Raw genomic sequence first — 17,462 nt, 5'->3', positions numbered from 1 at the left:
GCCGAGCGGATGGTCGAAAGATAGCTATTGCGAATTATTCGCATTCCCATTAGCGGCGCTGCAACGAGGCTTGTCGAAATGAAGGTCCGGCACCGCCGGCCTGCGAACGGGCAGCCCAGGGAAAACGCGAGACAATGGGGGTCCTCATGAAGTCCAAGATCGTTCTGATGTTCGGCGGCGCACTGGCCGTCTATGCGATGCCCGCCGCTGCGCAGGAGGCCTCGGACGAAAGCGGCCCCCGCGCCGACGATATCGTCGTAACCGGCACCTACATAATGGCCGACAAGATCGACACCGCCACGGGCCTCGGCCTGACGGTTCAGGAAACTCCGCAGTCGGTCAGCATCGTCACCGCCCAGCGCATCCTCGACCAGAACCTCATCAGCATCGCCGATGTCATCCAGAACGGCGTCGGCGTCGTCATCAACGAGGTCGATGACGTCCGCAATAACTTCTACGCCCGCGGTTTCGAGATCAAGAACTACCAGATCGACGGCGTACCGCTCGCCTGGACCCTCGCCGGCGGCAAGGGCGAGACCAACATCGACGTCTCGATCTACGACCGCGTCGAGATCGTGCGCGGCGCCACCGGCCTGCTTAGCGGCGTCGGCGACCCGTCGGCTTCGGTCAACCTGGTTCGCAAGCACGCCGACAAGACGGAGCTGGGCGGCTACGTCAACGCCAGCTACGGCAGCTGGGACACCTGGCGCGCTTCCGCCGACCTGGGCGGTGCGGTCACCTCCGACGGCACATTGCGCTTCCGCGTCGTGGGCCGCTACGAAGAGGGTGACAGCTATATCGACCTCTACCACAACAAGAAGTGGGTGGTGTACGGCACCATCGAGGGCGACATCACCGACAACACCCTGCTGCGCGCGGGGATCAGCCACCAGCGCGGCACGCCCGACGCCCCGGCCTGGGGCGCGCTGCCCTCGTTCTGGTCGGACGGCACGTTCGCCAACTGGTCGCGTCACAAGAGCACGTCCGCGGACTGGAGCTACTGGAACACCACCAACCAGAACATCTACGCATCGCTGCGCCACGAGTTCAGCGACGACTGGAGCATCACGGTCAACTACAACCGCATGCGCAACGCCGAGCAGGCGAAGCTGCTGTACCTGTCCGGCCTGGTCAACGTGAACACCGGCGTCATCGACTCCGCCTATCCGTACAAGGACGAGGGCGAGAGCATCCAGAACAGCTTCGACGGCCAGTTGAAAGGCGTGCTGAAAGTGTTCGGCCGCGATCACGAGATCGTGCTGGGCGCCCTGCGCAGCGTGCAGAACCTCTATACCAACAGCTTCTCGGCCCTGTCCTACCCGGCCGGGCCGGACTTCGTGTCCGATGGCGGCTCGTCCGTGATCGACCCGGGCTTCTCGGCCACGCCCGTCCTTCAGGAAAAGCTGAAGATCACCCAGACCGGATTCTACGGTGCCTTGCGCGCCAACGTCACCGACCAGTTGAAGATCATCGGCGGCGGCCGCATCGCGAGCTGGAAGCAGGCCGGCACCAGCTACGGCGTCGTCAACGACTACGGCGACAAGGGGGTGTTCATCCCTTACTTGGGCGCCCTCTACGACATCGTGCCGGGCGTGCGCGCCTATGCCAGCTATACCAAGATCTTCACGCCCCAGAGCGCGGTCGATCGCAACTTGCGCCAGCTCGATCCGGTCCAGGGCAAGTCGTACGAGGTGGGGATCAAGAGCGCGTTCTTCGACGAGGCGCTGCAGGCTTCGGTCGCGCTGTTCCGCATCGAGCAGGACAATCTTGCCCAGGCCGACGTCATCATCACGCCCCCGGACGGCGGCCTGCCGCAGCAGACCTACGTCGCGGTCGATGGCGCCACGAGCAAGGGCTTCGAGGTCGAGGTGACCGGACAGCCGCTCGAGGGCTGGAACCTGAATTTCGGCTACAGCCAGTTCAAGATGAACGCCAACCCCGACCAGCCGCGCCGGCTGCTCAAGCTGTTCACGACCTACACCGTGGGCGATCTGACGCTGGGCGGCGGCGTGAACTACCGCAGCAAGGCCTATTCCACCGGCGCCAATCCGGTCACCAGTGCCGCCTTCCGCTTCCAGCAGGACGCCTACACGCTGGTCAGCCTGATGGCACGCTACAACGTCAGCGAAAACCTGCAGGTCCAGGGCAACCTCGAGAACCTGTTCGACAAGAAGTACTACAGCCAGATCGGCTTCTACAGCCAGTACCGCTACGGTGCGCCGCGCAACTTCACGGTCAGCGCGAACTACCGCTTCTGATCGCGCGAAACGCCTGAGCGACCGGGGGCCGTGCGAGAGATCGCGCGGCCCCTCGCAATTTGTGCATCTTCGGGCCCGGGGCCTGTCCGCCTCGACAGGACAGGCTTCGATCTTGCCATCCGAATACACGGGCGCAGACGTCGGACGCAGCAAAGCCCGCCAGACGACGGGGTGCCCGAAGGCGAAAATCAGTGCTGTTCAAAACTGCCTGGTGCGGTCGAGAAGACTCGAACTTCCACGGGCTTTCGCCCACAACGACCTCAACGTTGCGCGTCTACCAATTCCGCCACGACCGCATATTTTTCGGGGCTGGATGAACATCCGCCCCTGGCAGGAGCGCGCCATTAGCAAGGGCCTCCCCGGCTGGCAAGCGGCCAGCACCGATTATTTTCACTTCGCTTCACTTTCTTGTCCCGCAAGGCCCATCGACAGCTCCTCGGGCCCCAGAATCCGCCGTTTCATGCAGTGGATCGACAGCCACGCCGCCGCCACGACCACCGGCGCCAAAGCCGCCGCGACGACGTGGACATGGATCTGCGGGACGAGTTCCTCCACGCCTTCGAGCACTTTGGCGACGAGGCCGAGCGCATAATAGCTCACCGCGACGACCGAGAGGCCCTCGACGAGCTGCTGCAGTCGCAACTGCCGCGAAGCGCTGCGCTCCATCGAGACGAGCAGGCGGCCGTTCTGGTTCTCGATTCGGGTGTCGATGCGGGTGCGCAGCAGCGAGAGGACTTGCGCGGTACGCTGCGCCATTTGCTCGGCACGGCGGCGGTGCGCGGCGCAAGTGCGCACCGCCGGCAGGAAACGGCGCTGGGTGAAGTCCGCCAGCGAGAGGCAGCCGGGGACCGGATGGATGTGCAGTTCGGCCAGCCGCTCCTCGACGATGGTGGCATAGGCCGCCGTCGCGCTCATCCGGTAGTCCGCGGCACTTGCCTGGCCGACCAGTTCCATCGACAGGCGGGTGACGTCCTCGAGCAGTTCGTCGTCGGTGACTTCGGGTCGGGCGACGGCACGGTTCATGTCGCCCAGCATCGCCTCGATCCGGTCGAGCGCGCGCCAGCCCTCCCGCGCGACCGGCAGGCCCAGCAGCGCGAGGTTGCGGTAGTTGCCCAGTTCCTGCAGCCGCTGCAACATGCGCGAAAGCGGCTGCGGCGCCATCCGGCAGGCTGCGACGAGGACGACGCCGAAGCCGTCCTCGCGCAGACGGAAGTCGGACCAGATGCGCGCGCGGGCCTCGTCCGGCCCCGCTCCGGCGGCGACGTGGCACGTCACCAGTTCATCGGCGGCGAAACCGAATTCGGGGAGCATTGCCAGGGCCATCGCCTCGTCCTCCACCACCTGCAGGCGGGTGGCGCGAATCACTTTGCCGGGCAGGCTCCCCGCCCAGGCGAGCGCGTCCGCCAGCATCGGGCAGGCCCCCATCGCGCCGGTCACGAACAGGGTGATGGTGCTCGCCTCGCTGTGCCGCTCCCAGGTGAAGGCGAGCCCGGGCGCCAGCGTCCCGTCGAGATGGCGGGGCCGCGTCCCCGGCGCGATGGGCCCTGCGGAAGGCAGCGCGGCCATCGCCGCCAGTTCCTCCTCGCGGTCCCTGGCGTCGAGCAGCCGCACGAACTGCACGATCGAGCAAGGCGCGCGCACTTGCGGCCAGCGGCGCAAGTGCATCTCGCTCACCAGCATGCGGCGTAGCTCGTGCTCGTTCAGCATGCGCCTTCTCCCCTTGGCTAAGGGGCGAGAGTGCGACTCCGGATCGGGGTCCGGCAAGTGGCCCTTGGTACGAGGCCGACCACCTGGATCTGTCACCCGGATCGCGCCCGGATCGACCAAAGTCCAATACCGGCCCCGGCGACCGCATGCGAAAGATTCGGGCAAGACAGCAATCACGGGAGACATGACATGACCATCGGACAGATGCGCGGGCCTCTGGCGATCGGGACGGCGGTGCTGGGACTGGCGGCTCTTGCGGGAGGCCACCAGGGGCCTTCGGCGATGGCCGAGCTGGTCCCGGCCGCGCAGGCCAAGCCCGCCGCGGCACCGGCCCCGCCGCCCGTCTCGTTCGCACGCTGCGCGGTGTGCCACAATACCGCGAAGGGCGCGCCCAACAAGCTGGGGCCCAACCTGTTCGGCACTTATGGCCACAAGATGGGCCAGGGCAGCTTCACCTTCTCGGACGCCGTGAAGAAATCGAACCTGACGCTCGACGATGCCACCCTCGACAAGTGGCTGGAAAACCCCCGCGCCCTGGTGCCGGGCAACCGCATGAGTTTCCCGGGCCTGAAGGACCCCGCCAAGCGCAAGGAAATCATCGCCTACCTCAAGCAGCAGCGCTGAGCCTACCGGAGCAACCCGTTCTCAACGGCCCCCGTCCGTCGCATTCCCTGCGGCGGACGGTTTTTTGCGTCCGGGCGATGCAAGGAAGCACGTTCCCGTGGTCGAACGATTTGCCGTTACCGGCGCGAGGTGCTCCACAAGCAATACGGGACCCCGACTTCAGAACCTCGCCCGCACCGAAACGGTCAACCGTCTGGGCACGCCGGGCGCATAGGCGCGCGGGTTGTCGGCGCCGGGCGCCTCGGCCAGGTCGATCTCGTCGATCTCGGAGAACGTGCCCATCGTCGCGTAGTGCCGGTCGAGGACGTTGCGCAGTTCGGCGGCCAGTTCGATCCCGGGCGCGACCTCGACCCGCCCCATCATGTCCAGCACCGCGTAAGTGGGAGACGGTGGATTGTCGTTGCCCTCGTCGCCCACCAGCCACTGGCCGGAGCGGGCTCGCATCCCGAGGCCCAGCTCCCAACCCGGCCCGGCCCGGCCCGCGTAGAGATTCAGGGCATGACGCGGCACGCCGGGGAGGCGGTCGCCGCGCTCGACGTCGATCAGGCCGCCCTCGTCCGCTTCCGGATTCGAGGGGCTGGAGACGGTGAAGCCATTGCGGAATCTGGCATCTGTGAAAGCGTAGTTCACCGAAAGCCGCCAGCCGTTTCGCTTCCAATCCGCCGATGCCTCGACGCCCTGCCGCCGGCCGGCGCCCAGATTCGCGAAGTAGGCGCGCCCGCGCACTTCCGAGGCGATCATTCGGATGTCGTTCCGGGTGTTCGAGCGCCAGCCGTTGATCCGCCAGGTCAGCGCCCCCTCCTCGCCCGAAATGCCGGCGTGCCAGTTGCGCGCGGTCACGGCCTTGAGCGCCGGATCGGCGATGAAGAAGTTCGCCAGCGTGCACGGCGCGTCCGGATCGGCGCAGGACAGTTCGGCAGGCGTCGGGTTGCGGCTGGTCATCGCGAAGCCGGCGGTCGCGTGGACCTGGTCGGCCAGCGCGTAGTCGAACTCGATCGAGAGGTTGAGCCGGCTGAAACGATGGCTGCCGTCGAGCGCGTCGCCCAACCGGTCGTCGAGGCGCACCGTGTTACGCGACCAGCGTGCACCCGCCTCGACCCTGAGCGCGCGGGTCAGCGGCACTTGCGCGCTGACGAAGAGGGCCAGGTCGCTCATGCGGGTGACGACGTCGACCGGGGTGATGCCGCCATCCTGCGACGTGATCAGCAGGCCGAGCCCGTCGACCGACCGGTCCTTCTCCAGTTGGCCCAGTTCGCTGGTGGCGACGAAGCGCGTGCGGGCGCGCTCCCACGAGCCCCCCAGCGCAAGGCGGCGAGTACCCTTGTCGGTCTCCCGCTTGCCAAGCCACTGCAGCATGGCGCCGCCGCTGCGGGTGCGCTCGCGGCCTCGGTTGAACACGGCGTAGTCGTCGACGGCGGGGTCCACGATGACCGGGGCCCCGTTCGCCAGCAAAGGCTCCTCGAACTCGCCGTCGTCGCCCAGGCACAGGACGCCGGGGGCGTCCTCGCAGGCGCCGAAGTCGGCGAGATCGCCGTTGGCGCTGCGCCGGGTGAGAGTCTGCCAGTGCGTTCGCAGTTCGATGCGTCCCGTATCGCCCGCCGCTATCCACGGGGCGACGACGACACGAGCGAAGCGCGTATGCGTGACGTCGGGAGTGGTGAAGACGGCATTCCAGTCGGCATCGAGCAGTTCGACCGGGGCGACGCCGTTGCCGGTGAGGTCGGTGTCGGCGGCGAGCGCCTGGACCTCGATCCCCCAGGTCCCGGCACCGTGCACGGCTTTGGCGAAAAGGCGCCCGAGCCTCGAGGGCGAGGCCACCCGCCAGCCCTCGTCATGGCGCGCCTCGGCGACGATCAGGGCGTTGTCGGCCTTGTCGCCGATACCCACCGAGACGCTGCCGCCTACACTGGCGACGGTGTCGAGGTCCGCCTGCGCGCGCAGGCCCGGCAGGCTGGTGCCGTCGTGCGTGTGCAGCAGCAGCGCCCCGGCCAGCGCATTGCGGCCCAGCACCGGGTTCGCCTCGTTGATCTGCGCGCCGGCGAGCGCCGCCTCGGGCACCACGTCGAGAAGGACCACGTCGCCGAAGGGCTGGTTGAAACGCACGCCGTCGAGATAGACCGCCAGCCCCTGTTCCGCGCCCTGCAGCGCCGAGGCGGAAAAGCCGCGCCAGGTTATCGCAGCCTGCCAGGGGTTGCCGGTGCTCTCGGCCAGCGTCAGTCCGGACACCGTGCGTTCCAGCGCGCGGGCGAGATCGCGCTTCCCCGCGGCGTCGAGGGCCTTCGGGTCGACGGTGCGCGCTTCGTCGAGGTCGATGCCGCCGCCCGGAGCGGTGACGATGATCGGCGCTTCCTGCGCGCAGAGCGGCGCGGCGGAGGCCAGCAGGCCCGCCACGATACAGGCGGACTTTCGCATCCTGTTCCGGGCGCTGTGGATGGCGCCCTCCCCTGGTCTTGTTTTCATAGCGGGTGCGGGCGTGGGCGATCGTCCCCTGCCCGGCCCCCGTCACCCTGAACGTGTTTCAGGGCGACCCCGGTATGGTGCAGCCACAAACAGATAGGCCCGATGGTGACACCGGCTTCCGGTTGCAACGACGCGATCGGCCCTGAAACAAGTCCAGGGTGACCGGGTATTGTGGACCTGGCTCCTAGAGCATCCGACGCAGCACCGTGTCCCTCAGCAGGAACTGATGGCGCAGCGCCGCCGCGACATGGCCGAGCACCAGCGCCAGCAGCACCCAGCCGCCGATGCCATGGAAGCCGTGGCCGATCTCGTAGAGCATGCTGTCCTTGACCACGGGCAGCTTGGGCCACTGGAACACCCCGAACCACGTCAACGGGTATTTGCCCGCCGACGACATGATCCATCCCGACAGCGGCATCGCGATCATGAACGCGTAGAGCACCGCGTGGACCGCATGGGCCAGCGCGATCTCGCCCCGGCCCATCGAGCCGGGATAGGCGGGCGCCTTCCACGCCATGCGCCAGCCCAGGCGCGCCAGCGACAGCACCAGGACGGTCAACCCGATCGCCTTGTGGACCGGCATCACCGCGACCACGCCCTCCAGTGCATCGTGCAGCAGACCGCTGGCGAGGTTGGCGATGATGAGCGCCGCGATCGTCCAGTGGAGCGCTCGGGCCCCGGCGTTGTACTTGGCATTTCCCATACCGTGCTCCTCGCATGCGCGCGCCATGTCCGGCCGCTTCCATGGATAATCCCGCAGACGCGCCGGGGCTGCATCTTGCGTCTTCCTCGCGAGGATCGGGACAACAGGGTATCATCGTGGCATCCCCCTCAGAAGAACAGGATACCGCCCAGTGCCATGGCATCGCTCGATGCCTCGTTGCCGGAGTGGGCCTTCGCCTTGGAATGGACGTACTCGCCCAGCAGCGTGACCCAACTGGACAAGCCATAGCGGAGCTGGCCGACATAGCTGGAATTGGTGTCGACGAGGTTCGGGTTGGCGATGGCGTCCGCCGCATTGGCATAGTGCAGCGAGCTTTCGCCGTAGCTGCCGCCGACCGCGATCTTGCCGAAGGTCGCCAGCGCCTGCAGATAGAAGCCGTCGCTCTTGCGCGGCTTGCCGAAGCCGTCGGTGTCGTGCAGGTTCAGCACCGTCGTGCCCAGGCCCTTGGCGGTGTAGTAGTAGCCGACCACCGCGATCGGCCCGGCCGTGACCTTGCCGCCGAAGTCGAGGCCCTGCCCGGTGTAGCGCGTGCCGGTGATCTCGTCGTGCCGCTGCGTCACGCCGCCGGCCCAGACCCGCGCGCCGATGCCGCCGAACTTGCCGTCGTAGGCCAGCTTGCCCTGGAAGCCGGGCGAGGAGTTCTCCTGCGCCGGGCCGGTGAGCGAGGACAGCGGCTGGAACACCCCGGCCGAGGCCTGGAAGCCGCCGAGGTTGGGGCTGGTATACGTGATCTGCGGCTGGAAGTCGGTGTAGATGTAGCCCACGCCGATGCGGCCCAGCGTCGTGTTGCTGGGCGCCACGTTGCCGCCCGGAGTGCCGGAAGACAGCAGGGTGATGTCGTTGAGGATCGCTTCGGAGCCGAACAGGCCGATGTCGCGGCCGATCTTGAACGTACCGATGCCGGGCTTGCCGAAAGTAAGGTACGTCTGGCGGAAGTCGATGCCCGCCGTGCCCAGCGCGGTCGGCTGGCCGCCGTTGTTGGCACCCAGCGCCCCGTAGGCCGCCGAGTTGATCCCCGGATACATGCCGAAGAAAGCGCCGATGTCCCAGCCCTCCTGCCTGGTCGTCACCGAAACCGTCAGGTAGCCCGGCAGCAACCCGTTGCGCACGGCGCTCGAATTGCGCGATCCGACGCTGGCGACACCGCCCGTCACTGCCGTCGTCGCCGAGGCACGGTCGGGATTGTCATGGACGTAGAAGCCGTTCACCGAACCGCCGAACTTGATCGTCGCCGGGCCGACCTCAAGGCCGATGCCGCTTTCGGTCATCTTGACCATGCGGCTCGTGTCGAGCGTGTTCTGGGCCTTCTCGGTCGCGGTGGCGGGAGCGGCCGCGGCTGACGCGGCGGCTGCTTCCGCCTGCTCCTGCGCCATCAGCTCGTCGTAGTCCTCGTCGCTCAGGATGCCCTTTTCGTGCAGCCGCTTGAGCAGCGCTTCGCTGGACCCTGCATACGCCGGTGCAATTGTCATGGCGATGACGCCGAGCGCAGCCGAGCCGCGCAGAATGATCCGCGAGATCATGATCCGTCCCCCTCTTTTGGTAAAAGTGTCGTCTATTCCTGCGACTGGGGCGGACAATGCGGCCGGACCGGACGGCGCGATATTGGACTTTGGTTGTTGGCCTTTGGGAGGAGCGCGGGGCGACCTCAGCGCCCCAGCGCCACGCCCCAGGGGCCTTCGCCAGCCGGGATCGTCGCCGTCACCTTGAGGCCGGGGATATCCACCAGCGAAAGGTTGTCGCTCGCCCCGTTGGCCACCAGCGCGCTGGTCCCGCCAGGCAGGATCGCAAGGTGCCAGGGCCGCGCGCCCACCTTGACGTAGCCGCGTATCGTAGCGCTCTCGACGTCCACCACCGCCACCGCGTCGGCCCGTCCGAGCGCCACCACGGCGGTCTTGCCATCCGGCGTGAAGCGGATGCCGCAGGGCATGACCTTGTAGTCCGCCACGCCCGGCGGGGCGAACTTGATGGTCCTTGCGATGGCCCTGCTCGCCACGTCCGCCACGTGGACCACGCCGCCCATCTCCGCGGCGATCCAGACATGCGCGCCGTCGGGCGTGAACTCGACGTGGCGCGGGCGGGTGGCTGTCTCCATTTCCGCGACCACCGCATGCGTGGCGACGTCGATCCAGGCGACGACGTTGCCTTCCTCGCTGGTGACGAGCAGCCACTTGCCATCGGGGCTTTGCGCGATGCCCTCGGGCTCCTCGCCGACCGAGACCTGCCACGCGACGCGCCGGGCGGAAAGATCCACCGCCGTCACCGCCGCATCGTCCTCGTTGGCGACGAACAGCAGCTTGCCATCGTGGGAGGGGAAGAACTGTTCCGGGTCCGCGCCCGAGGGCAGCGTGGCGACCAGCGCGCCGGTGGCGGTGTCGCGCACTTCCACGCCGTTGTCGGCACTGGCGCAGATCAGCAGGTACGTGCCGTCGCGGGTCAGCGCGATGCCTCGCGGGCGCTTGCCCACCGGCCACTGCGCCACGACCTTGCCCCCGGCAAGGTCGACGACGGTGACGGTCGAGGACCGCTCGTTGCTGACGTAGGCGCGGGCGGCGGGGGCGTCCTGCGCGAAGGCGGGACCGGCAAGCAGGGCGAAAGGCGCCACGGTAAGCGCGAGCGACTTCAGGCTTCTCTCCATCATACCTGTGAAGCTAAGCTCGATCATCGCCCGGCGGCAATGGCACCTTGGTCCTGTAGAGACCTCGGTTCTCGAAGCCGTTCCCTTGTACCATGGTCCAACTGGTCCGGCCGGGGCGGCGCGCATATCCCGGGACGAAATTCGGGGGGGAGAAGCCAAGCGAACCCGAAGTCGCAGAGGATGACCTGACCATGACATTTCCGACCGGGCGCGCAGTCCTCGCCGCCGCTGCCGCAATCGCCTCGTTTTCGATCGCCACCAATCTCCACGCCCATGGCGACGTGACGCCGCAGCCTGTGGACACCACCGCCCTGCCCGACATCGCCGGCGGCAACGACGCCTGGACGACCGAGAACCCCTACACCGGCAACGCCAAGGCCATCGAGATCGGCCAGTCCGCCTACGGCCAGAACTGCGCGCGCTGCCACGGGCTGGAGGCGATCTCGGGCGGCATCGCGCCGGACTTGCGCTATCTGGAACTGGGGTCCTCGGGCGACGAGTGGTTCGTCGAGCGCTTCCGCCACGGCTCCAGCCACGACGGCAAGGTCTACATGCCCCCCTTCGGCGACGTGCTGGGCCAGAAGGCCGGCTGGGCGATCAGAGCCTGGCTGGAATCCAAGCACACCGACGAGTGATCCGGGCAGTGGATCGCAGATCTCTCCTCAAGAGCCTCGGCGCGGTCGTGGGCACGCTGGCGCTGCCGGCGGCCCTGCGACCCTCGCCGCTGTGGGCCGCGCCGCTTGAGAAAGTAAAGGCGCTGGGCGTGCTGCGGGTGGGCCTCTACGCCGACAACCGGCCGTGGTCGTGGGATGACGGCGGCAAGGCGGCCGGCATCGACGCCGACCTCGCCCGCACGCTGGCACAAGGCCTGGGGGTGCGCGCCGACATCGCGCTGTTCACTGCCGACGAGGAACTCTCGGACGACTTGCGCAACGTCGTCTGGCGCGGCGGATTGCTGGGCTTCCAGGCCTGCGACGTGATGCTGCACGTTCCCTTCGATCGCCAGATCATGGCTGCCGAGGACGACGTCGCCTTCCTCGCCCCCTACTACCGCGAGAGCTTCGCCGCCGCCTGCGGCGAGGCCGCAGACTGCGAGGCGATGCCGGTGCGCTGGAAAGGCAGGCGCATCGCGGCGGAACTCGATTCGATCCCCGACTTCTACCTGCTCGGCCATGCCGGCGGAGCGCTGGCGAAGGACGTGGTCCACAGCTCCACCGGCTACGCCGCGGTCGCCGCCGTGGGCCGGGGCGAAGCCGATGCGGTCGTCGCCACTTCGGCGCAGATCGAGGCTGCGATACACGACGGCAAGGACGGCTCGATCCGCCGCCGCAAGTCTTTCCTGCCGGCCATGCTCTCGCCGGGCTGGGACATCGGCGTCGCCGTCGGGGAGAACAGCCGCAGCCTCGGCTTCGCCATCGAGGAGCAGATCGCGGCGATGTCCGCCGACGGCCGGCTCGAGGCGATCTTCGCTCGTCACGGCGTCGAATGGCGCCCCGCTCTCGCGGTCCAGCCCTCGACCCCGTGACGACAGGGGGACGGGGATACCCCTGCGACCGGTATCCCCCGAACCCTGGTTTGCGCCAAACCTATCCCCCACGGGAGAAAGAGGATCGGGACTGGGCGGGAGGGGCACGGTCCAGGGTCGTCGATCATGCGGCGAACTCCTCCCTCCACCAATTAACACTGCGTCACTCACCCCGTCCCCATCCTCCCAAGGTGCAATTGTCCGCCCCCCGCCAGCCTCTAGGTTGCCTCCGACGACCGGGAACTTGGGGGCAGCTCCGAGACGAAGACCCCCGGCGCGATCATCGCAAAAACGGAGGGACAGGATGACTCGGCGCTTTTCACATCTCATCGCGGGACTGGCAGCCGCCAGCGGCCTTGCGGCGCTGGCGCCAGCAGCGCCGCTTTCGGCGGCCGACGCTCCCGCGGCCGGCGGCCCCACCAGCGCGGACCTGCTCAAGGACGCCGACACCCCCGGGGACGTGCTGAGCTACGGCCTCGGCCCCTGGCAACAGCGGTTCAGCCCGCTCGACCAGATCAACGCCACCAACGTCGCGAAGATGGTGCCGGCCTTCGCCTCCTCGCTCGGCGGCGAGAAGCAGCGCGGGCAGGAAGCCCAGCCGCTGGTCTACGACGGCGTGATCTACGTCACCGGCTCCTATTCGCGCCTGTTCGCCTTCGACGCGCGCACCGGCGAAAAGAAGTGGCAGTACGACGCGCGCCTCCCCGACGGCATCATGCCCTGCTGCGACGTGGTCAACCGCGGTGCGGCGATCCACGGCGACAAGGTGATCTTCGCCACGCTCGACGCGCATCTGGTGGCCCTCAACCGCAAGACCGGCAAGGTCATCTGGAACAAGAAGACCGCCGACTACCAGGCGGGATACTCCGCCACCGCCGCGCCGCTGATCGTGGGCGACAAGGTCATCACCGGCAACTCGGGCGGCGAATTCGGCATCGTCGGGGCAGTGCAGGCGCGCAACGTCGACACCGGCGAGCTGATCTGGGAACGCCCGGTCATCGAGGGCCACATGGGCACGCTCAACGGCCAGCCCAACGGCATGACCGGCAAGCGGGGTGCCAGTTGGCAGGGCGATCTGTGGAAGACCGGCGGCGGCGCCACCTGGCTGGGCGGCACGTATGATCCGGGCACCAACCTGGTCTACTTCGGCACCGGCAATCCCTCGCCCTGGAACAGCCACCTGCGCCCCGGCGACAACCTCTACACCAGTTCGACGCTCGCCATCGACGCCGACACCGGCGTCATCAGGTGGCACTACCAGACCACCCCGCACGACGGCTGGGACTTCGACGGCGTCAACGAGTTCATCCCCTTCGACGCCACCATCAAGGGCAAGGCGATGAAGCTGGGCGCCAAGGCGGACCGCAACGGCTACTTCTACGTGCTGGACCGGGGGACGGGCAAGTTCGTCTCCGCCAGCCGCTTCGTCATGCAGACCACCTGGGCCGACGGCATCAACGCCAAGACCGGCCGCCCCAACTACATCGAGGCGGGCCGGCCCGGCGCTCCCGAAGGCGCGGGCAAAGGCAAGCCGGTGTTCTCGTCGCCCTCGTTCCTGGGCGGCAAGAACTGGATGCCGATGGCCTATTCCAAGGACACCGAACTGTTCTACGTGCCTTCCAACGACTGGGGCATGGACATCTGGAACGAGCCGATCGCCTACAAGAAGGGCGCGGCCTACCTGGGCGCCGGCTTCACCATCAAGCCCATCGCCGAGGACCACATCGGCGCCTTGCGCGCGATGGACCCCAAGACCGGCAAGATCGTGTGGGAATACAAGAACCCGGCGCCGCTGTGGGGCGGGGTGCTCACCACCCACGGCAACCTGGTCTTCACCGGAACCCCCGAAGGCTACCTCAAGGCCTTCGACGCCAAGACCGGCCAGGAACTGTGGAAGTTCCAGACCGGCTCGGGCGTGGTCGGATCGCCCGTCACCTGGGAACAGGACGGCGAGCAGTACGTCGCGGTCATGTCCGGCTGGGGCGGCGCGGTCCCGCTGTGGGGGGGCGAAGTCGCCAAGACCTTCAAGGAAATCAGCCAGGGCGGCATGCTCTGGGTGTTCAAGCTGCCCAAGTAGCCACCCCTCCCCACGGCGCGCCGGCGTTTCGCTGGCGCGCCACCCCTCCCCGGGTTAGACAGACATGAACGCAATCGCCGTAACGGAAGCCAGCATGGGCCAAACGAGCCAGGATTTCGGTGGACCCGAACGCGTGCTGATCGTCGACGACCATTCGCTGGTACGCGACGGATTGCGCTCCATCTTCGACGATACCTTCCCGGCCTGCACGATCCTCGAGGCGGACAGCCTGGAAGCGGCCCTGCGGGCGCTCGACGAGCAAGGCGACGTCGATCTCGTGCTGCTCGACCTCAACATCCCCGACGTCTCGCACCTCTCCGGCCTCACGGCCTTGCGCGACCGTTTCCCGGCGACGCCGGTGGTGATGGTCTCGGGCGTGACCGACCGTAACGTCGTGCGCGATGCGCTGGCAGCCGGGGCGGCCGGTTTCGTGCCCAAGTCCCTCAAGCGCGCGGCGATCGTCGACGCGTTGCAGCAGGTGCTCTCGGGCGAGATCTACATGCCCGACCTTCCGGGCGACGAAAGCCTCGCCGCCGAGGAAGATCTCATCCGCGCGCGGATCGAGACGCTCACCCCGCAGCAGCGCGTGGTGCTGGGGCATCTGGTGGCGGGCCGATTGAACAAGCAGATCGCCTATGAGCTGGACGTCTCGATGACGACGGTGAAGGCGCATGTCTCGGCGATCCTGCAGAAAATGAACGTGTTCAGCCGGACGCAGGCGGTCATCATGGCCGGCAAGGCGGGAATACGCTGACCGAGACTTCTGCGCCTTCCTGGACAAACCGTTTCCGCCAGCACCCCCGCCCGTGTACCAACCCCGGCCATGAGCCGAGAACCGCTACGCCCGCGCGACGCCTACCGCGCCTTCGTCCCCATGACCACGCGCTGGCACGACAACGACGTCTACGGCCACGTCAACAACGTGGTCTACTACGCCTTCTTCGATACCGCCGTGAACACCTGGCTGATCGAAATGGGCCTGCTCGACGTCACCAACGGCGACCCGATCGGCCTGGTGGTCGAGACCGGCTGCCGCTACGCCGCCTCGGTGCATTTCCCGCAGAAGCTGGAAGTGGGCCTGGCGCTCGCCAAGCTGGGCAGCAGCAGCGTCACCTACCACCTCGGCCTCTTCGTCGAAGGCGCGGACGAACCGGCCGCGGAGGGTCATTTCACCCACGTCTACGTCGGGCGCGACAGTCGGCGCCCGGTGGCCTTGCCCGAAAGCTGGCGCAAGGTGCTGGCGCGGCTGGGGTGATTGGGGCGTTTCCCAGCTACAGTACGTCCATCTGACGCAGGAGGGCGCGCAGTTGCGCCGGTTTCACCGGCTTGTTCAGCAGCGGTAGAGACAATCCGGCAAGCTGTGCCTTGGTCGCGGCACCGCGATCGGCGGTGATGACCATCGCGGGGACTTCCCGTCCCGCCCTTGCCCGAAGCGCGGCGATGGCCTTGTCGCCGGTCAGCTCGTCGTCGAGATGGTAGTCCACGATCAGCAACGCCGGCCCTTGCGCCAGCGCGGCGAGCGCAGAGGCATCGGCAGGGTCGTTGGCGGTGGCGACGTCGAGACCCCAGTTCTCCAGCAGCGCCTCCATGCCCGCGAGGATGCCGGGATCGTTGTCGATCACCAGCACCAGCCCGCCGGTTCCCGCGCGCGGCCCCACCACGGCCGCCTCGGCAGGCGAGGGGACTTCGACCGCAGCCACGCGCGGCAGGCGGATCGAGAACGCCGCCCCCTGCCCCGGCGCGGTGGCGAGGTCGATCCGGTGGCCCAGCATCGTCGTCACCCGGCGCACGATGGCGAGGCCCAGCCCCTTCCCGGGGATCTTCTGTGTCTTGCCGACGCGGCGGAACTCCTCGAAGATCTCGTCGCGGTCGTGCGCGGCTATGCCTGGCCCCGTGTCGCGCACGGTGACGACGACCTCCTCGCCCAGCGCCGAGACCTCCACGGTGACGCTGCCCTGCTCGGTATAGCGGATCGCGTTGGACACGAAGTTCTGCAGCACCCGGCGCAGCAGCCGCGCGTCGGAGCGCACCCACAACTGCGTGTCGGGCACCGTGAAGGCCAGCCCGCCCGCCACCGCCAGCGGCGCGAACTCGACGCGCAGCGCCGAAAGGATCGAGGCCAGCGAAAGGTCGGCGAACTCGGGCTGGATCGCGCCGGCATCGAGCCGCGAAATCTCGAACAGCGCTTCCAGCAGGTCCTCGACCGAATCGAGCGCGGTTGCCGTCTGCGCCACCAGCGAGCGCGGGCGCTCGGGCATCGCGTGGCCATCCATTGCCGAGACGAACAGCCGCGCGGCGTTGAGCGGTTGCAGCAGATCGTGGCTGGCGGCGGCGATGAAGCTGGTCTTTGATCGGTTGGCGGTCTCCGCCTCGTTCTTGGCCTCGACCAACTGGCGGTTGAGGTCGACCAGTTCGGCGGTGCGCTCGGCGACGCGGCGTTCCAGCGTTTCGGCGGTCTCGGTCAGCGAGCGCTCGAACTGTACGTGGTCGGTCACGTCGTCGAAGGTGAAGACCATGCCCCCGTTCTTGAGCGGCACCGAGCGCACAGTGAAGTGGCGCTCTCCCATCACGCAATTGGTGGCGACGCGCGGGCCGCCGCTCTCGCGCCAGTCGAGCGCCTCGGCCCGGTCGAGCCCGCGCTGCTCGATGCACCAGCGCGCCAGGCCCTCATGCGAATCGATCGGCGTGTCGAGGCGCGGGTCCTCGTCGTGCTCGCCCAGCCCGAGGACGGTCAGGACGCCCTCGTTCCAGGCCTGCAACTGGCGCTGCGCATCGAACAGGCACACGCCTTCCGACAGCGTGTCGAGCGTCGCCTGCAGCGCGAGGTTGCGTTCGGCCAGCTCGCGGGCCCGCTGGCGGGCGTCCTCGGCCTTGACCGTGGTGATGTCGGTATAGATGCCTACGGTGCCGCCGTCGCTGGTGCGCAGCTCGTTGATCTGAATCCAGCGCCCGTCGGCCAGCGCCTGGACATGGGCCCCCTGCGCCCGGCGGTGCTGCGCCACGCGGTCCTTGAGCCAGCGTTCGGGAGCGAGGGTGGAACCGATCGTTGCGCCCTCCTGCGCCAGCCGGCTCGCCAGTTCGGCGAACTCGGGCGCATCCTCGCTGATCGCTTCGAAATAGGGGAATATCTTAAGGTAAGCGCGGTTGCACAGGACCAGCCGGTCCTCGCCATCGAACAGCGCGAAGCCGTCGGCCAGCGATTCGATGGCATCGCGCAGCATGACCCTGGCCGCGGTGGCGTCGGCATGGGCCGCGGCCAGTTCGGCATTGGCGGTGTTGAGCCGCTCCAGCGCCACTTCCAGCGCCCCGGTGCGATCGCGCACCATGGCGTCCAGCGAGATCGCCGTCTCGAACATCGAGAACGCCCCGCCCTGCATGTCGGTCGAACGTTCGACCCGGTCGATCAGTGCCGCGTTGATCTTTTCCAACCGGGCGATCCGGCGCTGCAGCAT

Annotated in this window: 13 protein-coding genes and 1 tRNA gene; 7 read left to right on the top strand and 7 right to left on the bottom strand. The window is 67.9% G+C overall.

Features of this window, described 5'->3' with window-relative positions:
* Positions 1–146 precede the first annotated feature (146 nt).
* A complete protein-coding gene (locus ACFFDA_RS24650; RefSeq protein WP_404479895.1) occupies positions 147–2,258 on the top strand; it encodes a TonB-dependent siderophore receptor in 2,112 nt (703 codons plus the stop codon).
* 209 nt (positions 2,259–2,467) lie between these two features.
* Here the strand turns inward: ACFFDA_RS24650 and ACFFDA_RS24645 are convergent.
* Together ACFFDA_RS24645 and ACFFDA_RS24640 are read right to left on the bottom strand one after the other, a co-directional pair.
* Positions 2,468–2,554, bottom strand: a tRNA-Leu gene (locus ACFFDA_RS24645).
* 94 nt (positions 2,555–2,648) lie between these two features.
* Entirely contained in the window at positions 2,649–3,965 is a 1,317-nt protein-coding gene (locus ACFFDA_RS24640) for a DUF3422 domain-containing protein (protein ID WP_404479894.1), read from the bottom strand.
* A 189-nt stretch (positions 3,966–4,154) separates the two neighbouring features.
* Here ACFFDA_RS24640 and ACFFDA_RS24635 point away from each other — a divergent pair, with 189 nt between their 5' ends.
* Positions 4,155–4,589, top strand: a complete 435-nt coding sequence (locus ACFFDA_RS24635; RefSeq protein WP_404479893.1) for a c-type cytochrome — start codon at positions 4,155–4,157, stop codon at positions 4,587–4,589.
* A 159-nt stretch (positions 4,590–4,748) separates the two neighbouring features.
* Here ACFFDA_RS24635 and ACFFDA_RS24630 read toward each other — a convergent pair whose 3' ends face one another.
* The 4 genes from ACFFDA_RS24630 to ACFFDA_RS24615 all read right to left on the bottom strand — a co-directional run bounded on the left by ACFFDA_RS24630 (position 4,749) and on the right by ACFFDA_RS24615 (position 10,408).
* Positions 4,749–7,001, bottom strand: a complete 2,253-nt coding sequence (locus ACFFDA_RS24630) for a TonB-dependent receptor (RefSeq protein WP_404479892.1) — start codon at positions 6,999–7,001, stop codon at positions 4,749–4,751.
* A 232-nt stretch (positions 7,002–7,233) separates the two neighbouring features.
* A complete protein-coding gene (locus ACFFDA_RS24625) occupies positions 7,234–7,752 on the bottom strand; it encodes a cytochrome b (RefSeq protein ID WP_404479891.1) in 519 nt (172 codons plus the stop codon).
* A 128-nt stretch (positions 7,753–7,880) separates the two neighbouring features.
* A complete protein-coding gene (locus ACFFDA_RS24620; protein WP_404479890.1) occupies positions 7,881–9,293 on the bottom strand; it encodes a porin in 1,413 nt (470 codons plus the stop codon).
* 125 nt (positions 9,294–9,418) lie between these two features.
* The gene (locus ACFFDA_RS24615) at positions 9,419–10,408 is read right to left on the bottom strand and encodes a PQQ-dependent catabolism-associated beta-propeller protein (protein WP_404482871.1); all 990 of its coding nucleotides are present in this window, start codon (positions 10,406–10,408) and stop codon (positions 9,419–9,421) included.
* 191 nt (positions 10,409–10,599) lie between these two features.
* Here ACFFDA_RS24615 and pedF point away from each other — a divergent pair, with 191 nt between their 5' ends.
* From pedF to ACFFDA_RS24590, 5 genes are all read left to right on the top strand, one after another.
* Positions 10,600–11,043, top strand: coding sequence for a cytochrome c-550 PedF (gene pedF / locus ACFFDA_RS24610; protein WP_404479889.1), 444 nt, complete (start codon positions 10,600–10,602; stop codon positions 11,041–11,043).
* Positions 11,044–11,051: 8 nt separating this feature from the next.
* Positions 11,052–11,933 carry a substrate-binding periplasmic protein gene (locus ACFFDA_RS24605; protein WP_404479888.1) on the top strand — a complete coding sequence of 294 codons (882 nt, stop codon included), beginning with the start codon at positions 11,052–11,054 and terminating at the stop codon, positions 11,931–11,933.
* A gap of 304 nt (positions 11,934–12,237) precedes the next feature.
* Positions 12,238–14,010 (top strand): methanol/ethanol family PQQ-dependent dehydrogenase, encoded by a 1,773-nt coding sequence (locus tag ACFFDA_RS24600; protein ID WP_404479887.1) that lies wholly within the window; start codon positions 12,238–12,240, stop codon positions 14,008–14,010.
* A 94-nt stretch (positions 14,011–14,104) separates the two neighbouring features.
* Positions 14,105–14,764: a response regulator transcription factor gene (locus tag ACFFDA_RS24595; RefSeq protein ID WP_404479886.1), complete on the top strand. Its 660-nt coding sequence runs from the start codon at positions 14,105–14,107 to the stop codon at positions 14,762–14,764.
* Between the two features lie 69 nt (positions 14,765–14,833).
* Positions 14,834–15,265, top strand: a complete 432-nt coding sequence (locus ACFFDA_RS24590) for an acyl-CoA thioesterase (protein WP_404479885.1) — start codon at positions 14,834–14,836, stop codon at positions 15,263–15,265.
* A gap of 16 nt (positions 15,266–15,281) precedes the next feature.
* Here ACFFDA_RS24590 and ACFFDA_RS24585 read toward each other — a convergent pair whose 3' ends face one another.
* The gene (locus ACFFDA_RS24585; RefSeq protein WP_404482870.1) at positions 15,282–17,462 is read right to left on the bottom strand and encodes a PAS-domain containing protein; all 2,181 of its coding nucleotides are present in this window, start codon (positions 17,460–17,462) and stop codon (positions 15,282–15,284) included.

Origin of the sequence: Novosphingobium sp. BL-52-GroH, from assembly GCF_044813085.1 — a bacterium.
Classification (GTDB): domain Bacteria; phylum Pseudomonadota; class Alphaproteobacteria; order Sphingomonadales; family Sphingomonadaceae; genus Novosphingobium.
The sequence above is the reverse complement of the archived record's forward strand: the minus strand, read 5'-3'. Positions and strand labels throughout refer to the sequence as shown.

Excerpts from the sequence above, each read along its gene's own strand:
- ACFFDA_RS24630 (WP_404479892.1), bottom strand. The coding sequence starts at position 7,001 with ATGCGAAAGTCCGCCTGTATCGTGGCGGGCCTGCTGGCCTCCGCCGCG.
- ACFFDA_RS24620 (WP_404479890.1), bottom strand. The coding sequence starts at position 9,293 with ATGATCTCGCGGATCATTCTGCGCGGCTCGGCTGCGCTCGGCGTCATC.
- ACFFDA_RS24615 (WP_404482871.1), bottom strand. The coding sequence starts at position 10,408 with ATGGAGAGAAGCCTGAAGTCGCTCGCGCTTACCGTGGCGCCTTTCGCC.
- ACFFDA_RS24635 (WP_404479893.1), top strand. The coding sequence starts at position 4,155 with ATGACCATCGGACAGATGCGCGGGCCTCTGGCGATCGGGACGGCGGTG.
- ACFFDA_RS24625 (WP_404479891.1), bottom strand. The coding sequence starts at position 7,752 with ATGGGAAATGCCAAGTACAACGCCGGGGCCCGAGCGCTCCACTGGACG.
- ACFFDA_RS24640 (WP_404479894.1), bottom strand. The coding sequence starts at position 3,965 with ATGCTGAACGAGCACGAGCTACGCCGCATGCTGGTGAGCGAGATGCAC.
- ACFFDA_RS24595 (WP_404479886.1), top strand. The coding sequence starts at position 14,105 with ATGGGCCAAACGAGCCAGGATTTCGGTGGACCCGAACGCGTGCTGATC.
- ACFFDA_RS24590 (WP_404479885.1), top strand. The coding sequence starts at position 14,834 with ATGAGCCGAGAACCGCTACGCCCGCGCGACGCCTACCGCGCCTTCGTC.
- ACFFDA_RS24585 (WP_404482870.1), bottom strand. The coding sequence starts at position 17,462 with ATGCTGCAGCGCCGGATCGCCCGGTTGGAAAAGATCAACGCGGCACTG.
- ACFFDA_RS24650 (WP_404479895.1), top strand. The coding sequence starts at position 147 with ATGAAGTCCAAGATCGTTCTGATGTTCGGCGGCGCACTGGCCGTCTAT.
- pedF (WP_404479889.1), top strand. The coding sequence starts at position 10,600 with ATGACATTTCCGACCGGGCGCGCAGTCCTCGCCGCCGCTGCCGCAATC.
- ACFFDA_RS24600 (WP_404479887.1), top strand. The coding sequence starts at position 12,238 with ATGACTCGGCGCTTTTCACATCTCATCGCGGGACTGGCAGCCGCCAGC.